The sequence below is a fragment of the Kitasatospora sp. NPDC086801 genome (genome assembly GCF_044745805.1).
Classification (GTDB): Bacteria; Actinomycetota; Actinomycetes; order Streptomycetales; family Streptomycetaceae; genus Kitasatospora.
In genome coordinates this window covers 124848-138390 of record NZ_JBIVAX010000023.1, presented here as the reverse complement: position 1 = coordinate 138390, position 13543 = coordinate 124848, and the positions used below count along the sequence as shown (strand labels likewise).

The 13543-nt window shown below is 72.9% G+C and carries 14 protein-coding genes; 5 read left to right on the top strand and 9 right to left on the bottom strand.

Annotated elements, in window-relative coordinates:
• Positions 1-280: 280 nt before the first annotated feature.
• The 3 genes from ACIPLC_RS23320 to ACIPLC_RS23310 form a co-directional block, all read right to left on the bottom strand.
• A complete protein-coding gene (locus tag ACIPLC_RS23320; protein WP_400474915.1) occupies positions 281-1087 on the bottom strand; it encodes a DUF3710 domain-containing protein in 807 nt (268 codons plus the stop codon).
• 69 nt (positions 1088-1156) lie between these two features.
• Complete coding sequence (gene dut / locus ACIPLC_RS23315; RefSeq protein ID WP_400474914.1) at positions 1157-1624, bottom strand: dUTP diphosphatase; 468 nt, start codon at positions 1622-1624, stop codon at positions 1157-1159.
• Entirely contained in the window at positions 1621-2199 is a 579-nt protein-coding gene (locus ACIPLC_RS23310) for a PaaI family thioesterase (protein WP_400474925.1), read from the bottom strand. The genes dut and ACIPLC_RS23310 overlap by 4 nt, the downstream gene beginning before the upstream one ends.
• A 135-nt stretch (positions 2200-2334) precedes the next feature.
• On the opposite strand from ACIPLC_RS23310, the gene ACIPLC_RS23305 reads away from it, so the two are divergent.
• Positions 2335-2784, top strand: coding sequence for a DUF3093 domain-containing protein (locus ACIPLC_RS23305; RefSeq protein WP_400474913.1), 450 nt, complete (start codon positions 2335-2337; stop codon positions 2782-2784).
• 258 nt (positions 2785-3042) lie between these two features.
• Here ACIPLC_RS23305 and ACIPLC_RS23300 read toward each other — a convergent pair whose 3' ends face one another.
• The 4 genes from ACIPLC_RS23300 to ACIPLC_RS23285 all read right to left on the bottom strand — a co-directional run bounded on the left by ACIPLC_RS23300 (position 3043) and on the right by ACIPLC_RS23285 (position 7109).
• Entirely contained in the window at positions 3043-3342 is a 300-nt protein-coding gene (locus ACIPLC_RS23300) for a DUF4193 domain-containing protein (protein ID WP_030057692.1), read from the bottom strand.
• A gap of 473 nt (positions 3343-3815) precedes the next feature.
• The gene (locus ACIPLC_RS23295) at positions 3816-4799 is read right to left on the bottom strand and encodes an acyl-ACP desaturase (RefSeq protein ID WP_400474912.1); all 984 of its coding nucleotides are present in this window, start codon (positions 4797-4799) and stop codon (positions 3816-3818) included.
• Between the two features lie 251 nt (positions 4800-5050).
• Positions 5051-6337, bottom strand: a complete 1287-nt coding sequence (locus tag ACIPLC_RS23290) for a sensor histidine kinase (RefSeq protein WP_400474911.1) — start codon at positions 6335-6337, stop codon at positions 5051-5053.
• A 118-nt stretch (positions 6338-6455) separates the two neighbouring features.
• Positions 6456-7109, bottom strand: a complete 654-nt coding sequence (locus ACIPLC_RS23285) for a response regulator transcription factor (protein ID WP_063349384.1) — start codon at positions 7107-7109, stop codon at positions 6456-6458.
• Positions 7110-7553: 444 nt separating this feature from the next.
• On the opposite strand from ACIPLC_RS23285, the gene ACIPLC_RS23280 reads away from it, so the two are divergent.
• Positions 7554-7739 carry a hypothetical protein gene (locus tag ACIPLC_RS23280; RefSeq protein ID WP_030057688.1) on the top strand — a complete coding sequence of 62 codons (186 nt, stop codon included), beginning with the start codon at positions 7554-7556 and terminating at the stop codon, positions 7737-7739.
• Positions 7740-7927: 188 nt separating this feature from the next.
• Here ACIPLC_RS23280 and ACIPLC_RS23275 read toward each other — a convergent pair whose 3' ends face one another.
• Entirely contained in the window at positions 7928-8746 is an 819-nt protein-coding gene (locus ACIPLC_RS23275) for an inositol monophosphatase family protein (RefSeq protein ID WP_400474910.1), read from the bottom strand.
• Positions 8747-8938: 192 nt separating this feature from the next.
• Positions 8939-10096 carry a ferrochelatase gene (locus ACIPLC_RS23270; RefSeq protein ID WP_400474909.1) on the bottom strand — a complete coding sequence of 386 codons (1158 nt, stop codon included), beginning with the start codon at positions 10094-10096 and terminating at the stop codon, positions 8939-8941.
• A 127-nt stretch (positions 10097-10223) separates the two neighbouring features.
• Between ACIPLC_RS23270 and ACIPLC_RS23265 the strand changes: the two genes are divergently transcribed.
• The 3 genes from ACIPLC_RS23265 (at position 10224) to ACIPLC_RS23255 (ending at position 13523) form a co-directional block, all read left to right on the top strand.
• Complete coding sequence (locus ACIPLC_RS23265; RefSeq protein WP_400474908.1) at positions 10224-11480, top strand: MFS transporter; 1257 nt, start codon at positions 10224-10226, stop codon at positions 11478-11480.
• Between the two features lie 104 nt (positions 11481-11584).
• Positions 11585-12907 (top strand): D-arabinono-1,4-lactone oxidase, encoded by a 1323-nt coding sequence (locus ACIPLC_RS23260; protein WP_400474907.1) that lies wholly within the window; start codon positions 11585-11587, stop codon positions 12905-12907.
• A gap of 58 nt (positions 12908-12965) precedes the next feature.
• Positions 12966-13523, top strand: coding sequence for a hypothetical protein (locus tag ACIPLC_RS23255; RefSeq protein WP_400474906.1), 558 nt, complete (start codon positions 12966-12968; stop codon positions 13521-13523).
• Positions 13524-13543 lie beyond the last annotated feature (20 nt).

The window sequence follows — 13543 nt, the reverse complement described above, 5'->3', positions numbered from 1 at the left end:
GGCGTTGACTTTTGGCACGCTGTTGAGTTCTCAAGGAACGGACACTTCCTTCAGGCCGCCTTCCAGCGGGCCCTCCGGGCGCTTCGTTCTTTCGTATTTCCAGCTTATCAGATGTTTTCCGCTCCGTTTTCCGGAGTTTCATTCATCGCAATTCGCTTTCCGCTTGCCCCCGCTCTCTCGCGGCGACTCCGGAACTGTACGGGGACGAGCCCGCCACATGCAAATCGCCCCCGCCCGGGGTCCCGGGCGGGGGCGATCAGTACGTACGACACGGACCGGATCAGCGGACCTCGGTGATCTCCGGGCCGCGGGCGAACGGGTCGAGGGCCGCGCCGCCGAAACGGTTTTCGCCCTCGCCAGCCGCCGCCGCAGCCGCGCCGCCGCCGTCGGCGACCATCTGGGCGTCCTCGGGGAGCTTCAGCACGATCGGGTCGCGGGGCGCCATCGGAGTCTCGCCCCGGACGACGACCGTCTGCTGGAAGACCTGCTCCAGGATTCCGGCCATCTCCGGCTGCACGGCGGCCTGGCCCGAGATCACGCCGCGCAGGAACCAGCGCGGTCCGTCGCAACCGACGAAGCGGACCAGCTGCACGCCCTGGGTGCCGTCCGGCAGCTGCACCGGGACCTGGGCGCGGAGGTGCCAGCCGAGCGGGCCCTCCTCCTCCTCGATGAGGCCGCCCTGCGAGGTGATGCCGTTGGCGATCTCCTCCCGGACCTCCCCCCAGATGCCCTCCGACTTGGGAGCCGCGAAGGCCTGCAGCTGGATGGCGCTGTTACCGAGGACGAGGGTCGCGGCGACGATCGCGTCACCGGCGACCTCCACCCGCAGCTCCATGCCCTCGACACCGGGGACCAGCAGACCCCCGAGGTCCACTCGCCCCTCCTCGGGGTTCTCCAGCTCGGAGTGGTCCCAGGGACCGTCCGGCCGCGGGGCCGGCGGCAGGCCGACCTTGTCGGACGGGTCCAGCTCGGTCACGTTCTCGCTCTCGGCGGAACCTTCGACGTCATCGGCCGTCTCGTCGGCGCTGATGGCGTCGTCGGCGAGCTGCTCGACAGCGTCCTCGCTCTTCTGGCGACGACGGAACACGGTCACTGTCCTTCCCGGTCCAAGACCGATGCGAATACCTGCTCGGCTTCCTGCGAGGCCGCGGGAATGCTAGACCGCGGCGTGGCCGCCGGTCGACCCGAACCCGCCCTCGGCACGTGCCGACCCAGGCAGCTCGGCCACCTCGTGGAAGCGGGCCTTCTCGACCTGCTGGATCACCAACTGGGCGATCCGGTCCCCTCGGCGGAAGCTGACCCCCTCGCGCGGGTCCAGATTGACGACGATCACCTTGATCTCTCCACGGTACCCGGCATCGACCGTCCCCGGGGCGTTCACGAGCGCAACTCCGCAACGAGCTGCCAGCCCGGACCGGGGGTGGACGAAGGCCGCGTAGCCGTCCGGGAGGGCGATGGCGATGCCGGTGGGCAGGACGGCCCGCTCTCCGGGGGCCAGCTCGGCGTCCACGGTGGTGCGCAGATCGGCTCCCGCGTCGCCGGGCTGCGCGTAGGCGGGCAGCGGCAACTCGGGGTCGATGCGCCTGATCAGGACGTCCAGCGGCGGGCGGGGGGCATTGCTCAAGGGTTCACCTCAAAGGCTCGTGCGCGCTTCATCAGATCCGGGTCGTCGAGGACCTTCTCGATGTCCTCGGGACGACCGTGCGAGGTGAAGTGTTCCAGCTTCACCTGGATGAAGAGCGCCTGCGCACGCACCGCGACCGGTCCGTCGGGGCCGCCGATCCGCGCCTCGGCGGCGCTGTAGATCTTGCGGCCGTGGACGCCGGTGATCCAGGCACGCAGGTGCAGCACCGAGTCGACCGGGACGGGGCAGAGGAAATCGGTCTCCAGCCGGCCGGTGACGGCGGGGGTGTGCAGCAGCCAGTTGAGCGTGCCGAGGGTCTCGTCCATGGCGGTGGTCAGCACTCCGCCGTGGGCCAGGCCCGGGCCGCCCTGGTGGACGTCCCGGACGGCGAACTCGGCGGTGACGTCGAGCCCCTCACCGGCGACCGCGTCGATCCGCAGCCCGCCGGGGTGCTGCGGTCCGCAGCCGAAGCAGTGCTCGTAGTGGGAGCCGAGCCGGCTGCCGGGGGCGGGCGCCTCGGGGGCGCGCGGCGGCAGTACGGCGTCCGGCGGCGGGGTGGTCGGGGACGGCGGCAACGCGGGCGCCGGCCGGTCGGCGGGGGCGGTGGGGGTGGTCGAACCGGTCACGGGAACCCACCCTACCCAGGGGTAGGCGCGCGGCCGGTGGGGGTGGCGTCCCGGTACCGGCGTCAGGGCGCCCACAATGGGGGCATGTACGACGAACGCCTCACGGTGCCGCGCTCCTGGTGGCTGCTCCCGGTCGCGACCGGGCTCACGCTCGCACTGATCCTGCTGCGGGTCAGCGGTCTGGGCGCGCTGGTCGGGCTGGTGGTCGGCATCGCCGCCGGCGCGGTCGCGATCAGCAGCTACGGCTCGGCCCGGATCCGCGTGGTGCAGGGCTCGCTGGTGGCCGGACCGGCCCGGATCCCGGTGGACGCCCTGGGCACCGCGCACCCGCTGAGCCCCGCCGAGGCGGTGGCCTGGCGCGGGCCGAAGGCCAATCCCCGCGCCTTCATGCTGCTGCGCAGCTACGTCCCGACGGCGCTGCGGATCGAGGTGACCGACCCGACCGACCCGACGCCCTATCTCTACCTGTCGACCCGCTCGCCGATGAAGCTGGCGGAGGCGCTGGAGGAGGCCCGTCGCGGCGCCCGCACGTAGCGGAGGGACCCGCGCACGCCCGGGGGCAGCCCGGAGCGCGCACAGGCCCGAAAAACGGAGAGGGACGGTTCCGCTGGTGCGGGACCGTCCCTACGACTTTGTGCCGGCCGACGTGCTCATGGCCGGCTCCGTCCTCCCGGTGCCGTCCGTCAGGACGGCCACCGGACCTGCCGTCCGGCCCCGCTGCCCGGGGCCGGAAGGGGCGCTGTGCCGGCCCCCGCGAAAGCCGCGGGTGCCGGGCCCTGTCCGCCGCGGTGCTCAGGCGCCGCAGTCCCGGCAGATCGGGTTGCCGTTCTTCTCGCTGTACAGCTGACTGCGGTGGTGCACCAGGAAGCAGCTCATGCAGGTGAACTCGTCGGCCTGCTTCGGCAGCACCCGGACCGCGAGCTCCTCGTTCGAGAGGTCCGCGCCCGGGAGCTCCATGCCCTCGGCCGCATCGAACTCGTCGACGTCGACAGAGCCGCCGCCCTTGTCGTTCCGCCGAGCCTTGAGTTCCTCGATGCTGTCTTCGTTGAGCTCGTCGTCGGTCTTGCGTGGGGTGTCGTAGTCCGTTGCCATTGTTCGCTCTCCCCCTCCGGGTTTGTGCGGTGTGTGCGGTATCTCCAGCGCACGTAACGCATGGGGGGTCGGTCTTGTGCCCGACCCGAGGCGGAGATTTTGCCTTACTTCAAGCCCTGTTACTCAATCGACACTCAGCCAGGGGTCCGTTGGGGTGATCCACCAGGCTGTGGGAGGCCTCACGCTGGGCCATCGCCAGCCTCCTCCGACATCGACCCGGCGGCCACTCACAGTGAGCACGAGCCATGCTGATGTTCGTCCATTCCCTTGCCCACCTGGGGTGCCGACCAATCCTCCGGGCAGGTGCCGGTCCGAAATCCAGTCACGGACTGCGATCGGCACCCCGACCCGGATGATCACTCTCCGAGGTCGGCCGAAGTCATGGAGCGACACGATGTGAGCTTGGTCACGTTCAGAATCTTCCAGGGCAAACCACGGAAAATCCACCCACTTCGGCCGCCCCGCCGGGCATCCTAGTCGGTGCTCCGGCGCGCGGCCCGGCGGGCGAGGATCGCGGCCTGGCGATCCTCGAACTTGCGCGCCTGGCCGTCCAGCCCGTCCAGGAAGACGCCGAGCTCGTTCTGCGCCAGCAGGCCCTCCGGGCCGAGGCCGCCGATCTCCATCACGCGCAGGTGGCGCAGCACCGGCTGCAGCACGTCGTCGTGGTGGATGCGCAGGTTGTAGACCCCGCCGAGGGCGATCTGCGCGGCGGCCCGCTCGAAGCCGGGGATGCCGTGGCCGGGCATCCGGAAGTTGATGACCACGTCGGCCACGGCCCGCATGGCCTGGTCGGGGGCGATCTCCAGGGCGGCCTTCAGCAGGTTCCGGTAGAAGACCATGTGGAGGTTCTCGTCGTTGGCGATCTTCGCCAGCAGCTGGTCGCAGAGCGGGTCGCCGGCGTACTTGCCGGTGTTGCGGTGCGAGATGCGGGTGGCGAGCTCCTGGAAGGCCACGTACGCGACCGAGTGCAGCATGCTGTGCGCGTTGTCGGACTCGAAGCCCTCGGACATGTGGCTCATCCGGGCCCGCTCCAGCTCCACCGGGTCGACGGCCCGGGTGGCGAGCAGGAAGTCGCGAATGGCTATTCCGTGCCGGCCCTCCTCGGCGGTCCAGCGGTGCACCCAGGTGCCCCAGGCGCCCTCGCGGCCGAACATGCTGGCGATCTCGTGGTGGTAGCTGGGGAGGTTGTCCTCGGTCAGCAGGTTCACCACCAGCGAAACCCGGCCGAGCGGCGTCACCTGGGACTGCTCGACGGCCCAGGCGTCGCCGCCCAGCACGCCGTCGAAGTCGCGGCCCTGGCTCCACGGCACGAACTCGTGCGGCATCCATTCCTTGGCCACGCCGAGGTGGCGGTTGAGCTCCTTCTCCACGACCTCTTCGAGGGCCAGGATCAGCCGCGCGTCGGTCCAGCCGCTCGATCCGAACGAGGCGCTGCTCTGCACAGGGGCGATGGTCACGGTCTTGCTCCTGGGGGACGGCACGCGCGGGACGGGCGCGTTGGGCGGGCACGTCGGCAGACGCACTTACGGTTCCGTAGGTTACGACACCGTAAGTTGCCCGGGCAGGAAATGACAAGCCGCCCCCGCCAGGCCTTATGTCGTCTTGACGGGCCTGACGGGGGCGGCGGTGAACAGTCACTTACGGAGCGCGGCGGCGGGGAGGGCGTGGCGGGCCCGGGAGGGGGCCGGGAGGGGGCCGGCGGGCGGGGTCAGGGGTTGGGGATCCGGACCCGCATGGTGAGGCCGCCACCGGCGCGTGCAGTGGCCTCGATGGTGCCGCCGTGGGCGCGCACCACCGAGCGGACGATGGACAGGCCGAGCCCGACCCCCTTGTCGCTGCGGGTGCGGTCAGCGCCCTTGACCCGGCGGAACGGCTCGAAGATGTGCTCCAGCTCGTAGCCGGGCACCACCGGGCCGGTGTTGGACACCACCAGCTCGCCGCCGCCGGGCACCTCGCCGGTGGCCAGCTCGACCCAGCCGCCCGGAGTGTTGTACCGGACGGCGTTCTGCAGCAGGTTGAGCGCCAGCCGCTCCAGCAGCACGCCGTTGCCCGCGACCACGGCCGGATCGAGTTTGGAGCGCAGCTCGACCTCGCGCCGGTCGGCCTCGGCGCGGGTCTGCTCCAGGGCCCGGGTGGCCACCTCGGAGAGCTCCACCGGGCGGCGGTCGGTCAGCTCGTTCTCGCTGCGGGCGAGCAGCAGCAGGCCCTCCACCAGTTGCTCGCTGCGCTCGTTGGTGGCCAGCAGGGTCCTGCCGAGCTGCTGGAGGTCGGGCGAGGCGGCCGGGTCGGAGAGCTGGACCTCCAGCAGGGTGCGGTTGATCGCCAGCGGGGTGCGCAGCTCGTGCGAGGCGTTGGCGACGAAGCGGCGCTGGGAGTCGAAGGAGCGGTCCAGCCGGTCCAGCATGTCGTCGAAGGTGTCGGCGAGCTCCTTGAGCTCGTCGTCCGGCCCGTCCAGCTCGATCCGCCGGTGCAGGTCGGAGGAGGCGACATCGCGGGCGGTGCGGGTGATCCGGCCGAGCGGGCGCAGCACCCGGCCGGCCAGCGCGTAGCCGGCCGCGAAGGCGATCACGGCGAGGCAGACCAGCATCGTGAGCGACTTGCGCAGCAGGGTGTTGAGCGCCGAGTTGGAGCGCAGCAGGTAGTCGTTGGCCTGGTCCTGGTTGAACTGGGTGCTGTCCATCGGCAGGTTGTTGATCAGGACGTGACCGCCGCCGAAGTCGAACTTGCGCGGCGCCAGGTTCTGCACGGCGTCCTGGAAGAACACGTACATCAGCAGCAGCAGCACCACGCCGGCCATCAGGAACATGCCGCCGTAGAGCAGGGTGAGGCGCATCCGGATGGTGGGCCGGAAGGGCAGCCAGGCGAGCATGCCGTCGCCGGGGACGTAGCGCCCGGGCCGGGTGGCGCGCGGGGGGTGCGGGGGCTTGGGCGGGACGGCGCGCGGGCCGCCGGCGGGCGCGCCGGAGGGCCCGCCGGCCGGGGGCGGGGTGGTCATGATGGTCCTCTCGGAGCGTCCGCCGGAGCGGGCGCGGGATGGGGGGAGTCCGGCCGGGTCCGGCGAACGGATCCGGTCTGGTCCGCTCGGATCCGGTCAGGTGGTCCGGCTGGTCCGGTCAGATCCGGTAGCCGGAGCCCGGGACGGTGACGATCACCGGCGGGTCGCCGAGCTTGCGGCGCAGCGTCATCACGGTGACGCGCACGACGTTGGTGAACGGGTCGGTGTGCTCGTCCCAGGCCTTCTCCAGCAGCTGCTCGGCGGAGACGACGGCGCCGCCGGCCCGCATCAGCACCTCCAGGACGGCGAACTCCTTGGGGGCGAGCTGGACGGTGCGGCCCTCGCGGATCACCTCGCGGCGGCCCGGGTCGAGCGAGATGCCGGCCCGCTCCAGCACCGGGGGCAGCGGGACGGTCGCGCGGCGGCCCAGCGCCCTTACCCGGGCGACGAGTTCGCTGAAGGCGAACGGCTTCGGAAGGTAGTCGTCCGCGCCGATCTCCAGGCCCTCGACCCGGTCGCTGATGTCGCCGGAGGCGGTCAGCATGATCACCCGGGTGGCCAGGCCCTGTTCGACCACCTTGCGGCAGACGTCGTCGCCGTGGACCAGCGGGAGGTCGCGGTCCAGGACCACGACGTCGTAGTCGTTGACCGCGATGCGCTGGAGCGCGGCCTCCCCGTCGTACACCACGTCGACGGCCATCGCCTCGCGGCGCAGGCCAGTGGCGACAGCCTCGGCGAGCAGCTGCTCGTCCTCGACGACGAGAACCCGCACGATCGTTGTCCCTTCTCCAGGCCGGCCCCGGAAGCGGACGCGCGGCTCCGACGGTGCCTCCATCCTGCCTGGTCCGCCGGTAAAGCAGCGATAAGCTGCCGCTCAGGCACGGAGCGTTGGCAGCGGGCGGTGACCGTTCGTGCCGGGACCAGTCCGGTTGGACTGTGACACAGGCAACTTTCTCGGGCCGGAAGGTTTCCCCCTCCCCCCGGCGGGGAGGACAGCTTCACACCCGCGATCTGGCTGTTGGCCGATCGCACCCACCCGCCGTGCGTTCATCCGCGCCGGCCCTGGGGCTGGGACGTCACCGGGAGCGGCCGAAGGCCGTCTCCGCGCTCGACCGGAGAGTCAAGACCTGCCGGACGGGGCGCTGCCGCTGGCCACACCTTTCCTCGGGGCGGAGAACGTACGACCGTGCACGTCCGACACAGTAAGGGGGCCCGTATGGACGCCTTCAAGGCCGGAATCCTGCAGCGCATAGCCAACGCCGAGCAGGACCTGCACCGCGCGATCGAGGCCGGGGACGAGTTCCTCGCCGAGGTGGAGCAGTCCGAGCTGGACGACCTCCGCCGGCTCGCCGCCGAGCACGGTGTGGACACCGTGCTGGAGCGCCACCGCACCGCCGCCTGATCCACCCGACCGTCCGACCCGACGCCGGGACCTCCGGCACCAGCGGCCCTGCGGGGGTCGTGCGAAAACCCAGGCCCTGGCATCCCCCGTATGCCAGGGCTCTTCGCTGTCCGGGGCGCTTCGGCGGCCGGTGTTCTTCACCGGCCGGCGCGGGCGCGCGAACCCACCGCGCCCGCGCGACGGCCTTCTCAGTCCGCCCAGGCGCGCAGCGCGGCCAGCCGCTCCTGCAACGGCTGGTACACGCCCGGGGCGGCGGCCACCGTCAGCTCGCCGTCCGGGCCGTGCCCGGGGCGGCCGCCGACCAGGGCCCCGGCCTCGGCGGCGATCAGGCAGCCGGCCGCGCGGTCCCAGGGGGCGAGGCCGCGCTCGTAGTAGCCGTCCAGCCGCCCGGCGGCGACGTCGCACAGGTCCACCGCGGCGGCCCCGCCCCGGCGGATGTCCCGCACCTCGGGCATCAGGGACAGCAGCACCTCGGCCTGGCGGACCCGCACCGACTGGACGTAGTTGAAGCCGGTGCCGATCAGCGCCTGGCCCCACGGCGGGGCCGGGCGGGTGGCGACCGGTCGGCCGTCGAGCTGGGCGCCGCGCCCGAGGACGGCGTGGAACAGCTCGCCGCGGGCCGGGGCGTACACCACGCCGACGACCGCCCGGTCGTCCACCTCGGCGGCCACGCTGACCGCCCAGGAGGGCAGCCCGTACAGGTAGTTGACGGTGCCGTCGAGCGGGTCGACGACCCAGCGCACCCCGCTGGTGCCGCGCCGCTCGGCGCCCTCCTCGCCGAGGTAGCCGTCCTCGGGGCGGCGCTCGGTGATCAGCTCCAGGACGAGCTTCTCGGAGGCGAGGTCCATCTCGGTCACCACGTCGACCGGGCTGCTCTTGGTGCCGGCCACACCGAGGTCGGCGGGCCGGCCGTCGCGCAGCAGGGCGCCGGCCCGGCGGGCCGCGTCCAGGGCGACCTCCAGCAGGTCGTCGAGGAGCCGGTCGTCGGGCAGGGCGGGGACAGGCATGGGGTCTCCTAGGGCGTGTCTTGTGGATCTTGTCGGATCAGCGCGCGGCGTCAGGGTGCGTGCACCGCAAGGCGAAGGATGGGGGCACCTCCCGGCCGGAGGCTGGGGGCCATCGGCGACCGACGACAACGCGGCGAGGTGCGTGCCCTGACGCCGCGGGCCCGGCGAGATCCACAGGACACGCCCCCTGGGTCAGCGCTCGGCGGCGGCCGGGCGGGGGGCGCGCGGGTTGGGGCAGCAGGCCACCGCGCACACGTCGTGGCTGGGGCCGAGCGCGCCGAGGGCGCAGCGGGTCACCGGCTCGCCGCGCTCGGCGGCGGCCCGTTCCAGGACCAGCTCGCGCACGGCGGCGGTGAACCGCGGGTCGGCGCCGACGGTGGCGGCGCGGGCCACCGGCAGGCCGAGTTCGGCGGCCTTGGCGACGGCCTCGGTGTCGAGGTCGTACTTGACCTCCATGTGGTCGGAGACGAAGCCGATCGGGACCATCACCACGGCCGGCGCGCCGCCGGCGTGCTGGGCCTCCAGGTGGTCGCAGATGTCCGGTTCCAGCCACGGTGTGTGCGGGGCGCCGCTGCGGCTCTGGAACACCAGCTCCCAGGGCCGGTCCGCGACGCCGGTGCGCTCGGCGACGGCCGCGGCGATCAGCCGGGCGACGTCCAGGTGCTGGGCGACGTACGCGCCGCCGGGGCGGCCGCGGGCCGGGTCGTCCGGGGCGCCGGAGGTCTCGGCCATGGCGTCCGGGATGGAGTGGGTGGTGAACGCCAGCCGGGCGCCGGCCCGGACGTCCTCGGGCAGCCGCGCCAGGGCGGCCAGGGTGGCGTCGATCATCGGCTCGACGAAGCCGGGGTGGTTGTAGAAGTGCCGCAGCTTGTCGACCCGCAGCTCGGGCAGGCCCTCGGCGGCGAGGGCGGCCAGCGCGTCGGCCAGGTTCTCCCGGTACTGGCGGCAGCCCGAGAAGCCGGCGTAGGCGCTGGTGGCGAGGACGGCGACGCGGCGGTGGCCGTCGGCGGCCAGTTCGCGCAGGGTGTCCACCAGGTAGGGCGCCCAGTTCCGGTTGCCCCAGTAGACCGGCAGGTCCAGGCCGTGCTCGGCGAAGTCCTTGCGCAGCGCGGCGAGCAGTTCGCGGTTCTGCTCGTTGATCGGGCTGACCCCGCCGAACAGGAAGTAGTGCTTGCCGACCTCCTTCAGCCGCTCCTTGGGGATGCCGCGGCCGCGGGTCACGTTCTCCAGGAACGGGACGACGTCCTCGGGGGCCTCGGGCCCGCCGAAGGAGAGCAGCAGCAGGGCGTCGTACGGCTGCGGCGCTGCCGGGGCGGCGCCGGGCGGCGAGGGTTTGCGCGCGTCGGACATGACACCGATCCTGCCATTGAGGGGCCGGAGACCCCCGTCGGGGCTGCACGGGTGTCCGGAAAATACTGTTTGCCAAGGTACGTAAGCTGTGTTCACCAGCCTCGTTCCTTACCCCCGCGGAGCTCCCGTGCTGTCCAGCTACCGCCAGATATTCGCCTCCCCCGGCAGTCTGGCCTTCTCCTCCACCGGCTTCGTCTCCCGGCTGCCGATCTCCATGACCGGCATCGGCATCGTGACCATGCTCTCCCAGCTGAGAGGCTCCTACGGGGTGGCGGGCCTGGTGTCGGCGACCCTGGCGATCTCCGCCGCGCTGCTCGGCCCGCAGGTCTCCCGGCTGGTGGACCGGCACGGGCAGCGCCGAATAATCGTCCCGGCCATGGCGCTCACCATCGTCGCCGTGGTCGGCCTGCTGCTGTGCGCCCGGTTCGAGGCACCGGACTGGACGCTCTTCCTCTTCGCGGCCGGCATGGGCGTCATGCCGAGCACCGGCGCGATGGTCCGCGCCCGCTGGGCCCACCTGTACCGCGACGACTCCCCCAAGCTGCACACCGCGTACTCCTTCGAGGCCGTCGTCGACGAGGTGTGTTTCATCGTCGGCCCGATCCTCTCCATCGGCCTGGCCACCTCCGTCTTCCCCGAGGCCGGCGTCCTGCTCGCCGGGGTCTTCCTCGCCGTCGGCGTGCTGCTGTTCGCCGGGCAGCGCTCCACCGAACCGCCGGTCCACCCGGGCGCCCGGCACGTCGGCGGCTCGGTGATCCTCAACCGCGGCCTCCAGGTACTGATCCTCACCTTCGTCGCCACCGGCGCGATCTTCGGCTCGGTCGAGGTCGTCACCGTCGCCTACTCCGAGACCCAGGGGCACAAGTCCATCGCCAGCGTGATCCTCGCGCTGTGGGCGCTCGGCTCCTGCCTGGCCGGCGTGGTGTTCGGCACCCTCAAGCTCACCGGCTCGATGGCCGGCCGCTTCTTCGGCGGCGTCCTGTTCATGGCGCTCAGCATGGCGCCGCTGCTGCTGATCGCCGAGTCGGTGCGCGGGGTCGGCGGGCTGATCGCGGTCGGCGGCGCGCTGCTGGTCGCGGGCATCGCCATCTCGCCCACCCTGATCACCGCGATGGCCCTGGTCGAACGGCTCGTCCCGGCCGCCCAGCTGACCGAGGGCATGACCTGGACGACCACCGGGCTCGCCCTCGGCGTCGCCGTCGGCTCCTCCGCCGGCGGCTGGGTGGTGGACGCCGCCGGCTCCGCCGCGGGCTACTGGGTGCCGCTGACCGCCGGGGTCTTCGGCGTGGTCGCCGCGCTCGCCGGACTGGGCCGGCTGCGCGCCGGACTCGCCGTCGACGAGCCCTCCGAAGCGGCCGAACGGACCGTAGACCTCGAACGGTGAACTGACTAATCTCTCCCTACCCGCGGGCCTACCCGCGGGTAGGGCGGCCCCCACCGCCCCGGACCGCGCCGACCCCGGTCGGCCACGGAGCAGGAGGCGGCGCCATGCCCCAGGCCAGTCCCGCGACCCCCACCCGGTGGACCAACTGGGCCGGGAACCAGAGCGCCCGGCCCGCCCGGGCCGCCACCCCCGGCACCGCGGAGGAACTGGCCAAGGAGATCCTGCGCGCCACCGAGCAGGGCCGCACCGTCAAGGCCGTCGGCTCCGGCCACTCCTTCACCTCGATCGCCTCCGCCGGCGACGGCGTCCTGCTCCGCCCGCACGCGCTCACCGCCGTCCGCGAGCTCGACCGCGAGGCCGGCACCATCACCGTCGAGTCCGGCCTCCCGCTCGCCCGGCTCAACCGGCTCCTCGCCGCCGAGGGCCTCTCCCTCACCAACATGGGCGACATCGAGGTGCAGACCGTGGCCGGCGCCACCAGCACCGGCACCCACGGCACCGGCCGCGACTCCGGCTCGCTCGCCGCGCAGATCCGCGCCCTGGAGATCGTCCTCGCCGACGGCAGCGTCCGGCGCTGCTCCCCCACCGAACACCCCCGGCTGTTCCAGGGCGCCCGGCTCGGCCTCGGCGCCCTCGGCGTGATCACCGCACTGACCTTCGCCGTCGAACCGACCTTCCTGCTCACCGCGCACGAGCAGCCGATGGCCTTCGACGAGGTGCTGGAACGGCTGGACGACCTCACCGCGGTCAACGAGCACTTCGAGTTCTACTGGTTCCCGCACACCGACCGCTGCTCCACCAAGCGCAACAACCGCAGCCAGGGCCCGGCCGCCCCGCTGCCCCGGTTCAAGGAGTGGCTGGAGGACGACTTCCTCTCCAACACCGTCTGGGAGGGCGCCTGCCGGGTCGGCCGGCGCTTCCCCGCCAGCATCCCCGCCATCGCCTCGCTGGCCAGCCGCGCCTGGTCCGACCGCAGCTACACCGACACCGCGTACCGGGTGTTCACCAGCCCGCGCAAGGTCCGCTTCGTGGAGATGGAGTACGCGGTGCCGCGCGCGGCCGTCGCCGAGGTGCTGCGCGAGCTGAAGGCCCTGATCGAGCGCTCCGACTGGAAGGTCGGATTCCCGGTGGAGGTGCGCTTCGCCCCCGCCGACGACCTCTGGCTCTCCACCGCCTCCGGGCGGGACAGCGCCTACATCGCCGTCCACCTCTACCGGGGCACCGCCGACCAGGGCTACTTCACCGGCGTCGAGCAGCTGATGTGCGCCCACCAGGGCCGCCCGCACTGGGGCAAGCTGCACACCCGGGACGCCGGGTACCTGTCCGGCGTCTACCCGCACCTCGGCGACTTCACCGCGCTGCGCGACGAGGTCGACCCGCAGCGCGTGTTCGGCAACGACTACCTGCGCCGGGTCCTCGGCGCCTGATCACGGAGTGGCGCCCCGGGGCGGCGCCGCAGGCGGCGGGGCCACGGAGGCGGGGGCGTTGCTCGGCACCGACGGCTGCGGGCTCGCCCCGCCGGAGGGCTTCCCGCCGTCCGCGGGCGGCGACGAACCGGCCGACGGCGAGGCGCTCGGGCTCGGGCCCGCCGAGGGCGAGGCCGTACCGCCGCCGTGCTCACCGGACCCACCGCTCGGGCTCGGGCCCGCACTCGGCTCCCGGCTCGGCCGCGTCGTCGCCGGGGCCGAGGCACCGCCGGAGGGCGAGGGATCCGAGCCACGCCCGCCACCGGTGGACGGCCGCTCCGTCGGCGGCGCCTCCTGCGGCGGCGAGGGCTTCGGGCCCACCGTGCCGCCGAAGGAGGTCCCGTTGCCCGACTCGCCCTTCACCGTCGCCGACACCGGCTGCCCGGTGGCCAGCTCGAACGCCAGGATCGGCGTCATCGCCACCACGAACACCAGCCCGGACACCGCCGCGCAGGTCTTCCAGCTCCACCGCCGACGCGCCCGGACCACCTGCGGCTCGTTCCACTCCGAGGAGATCGCCGGCGGCGCCGGCTCCGCCGGGCGCTCCGGCACCTGGCGCAGCCCGTTCGCGGCGTGACCGGGCCCCCGGTCCACCAC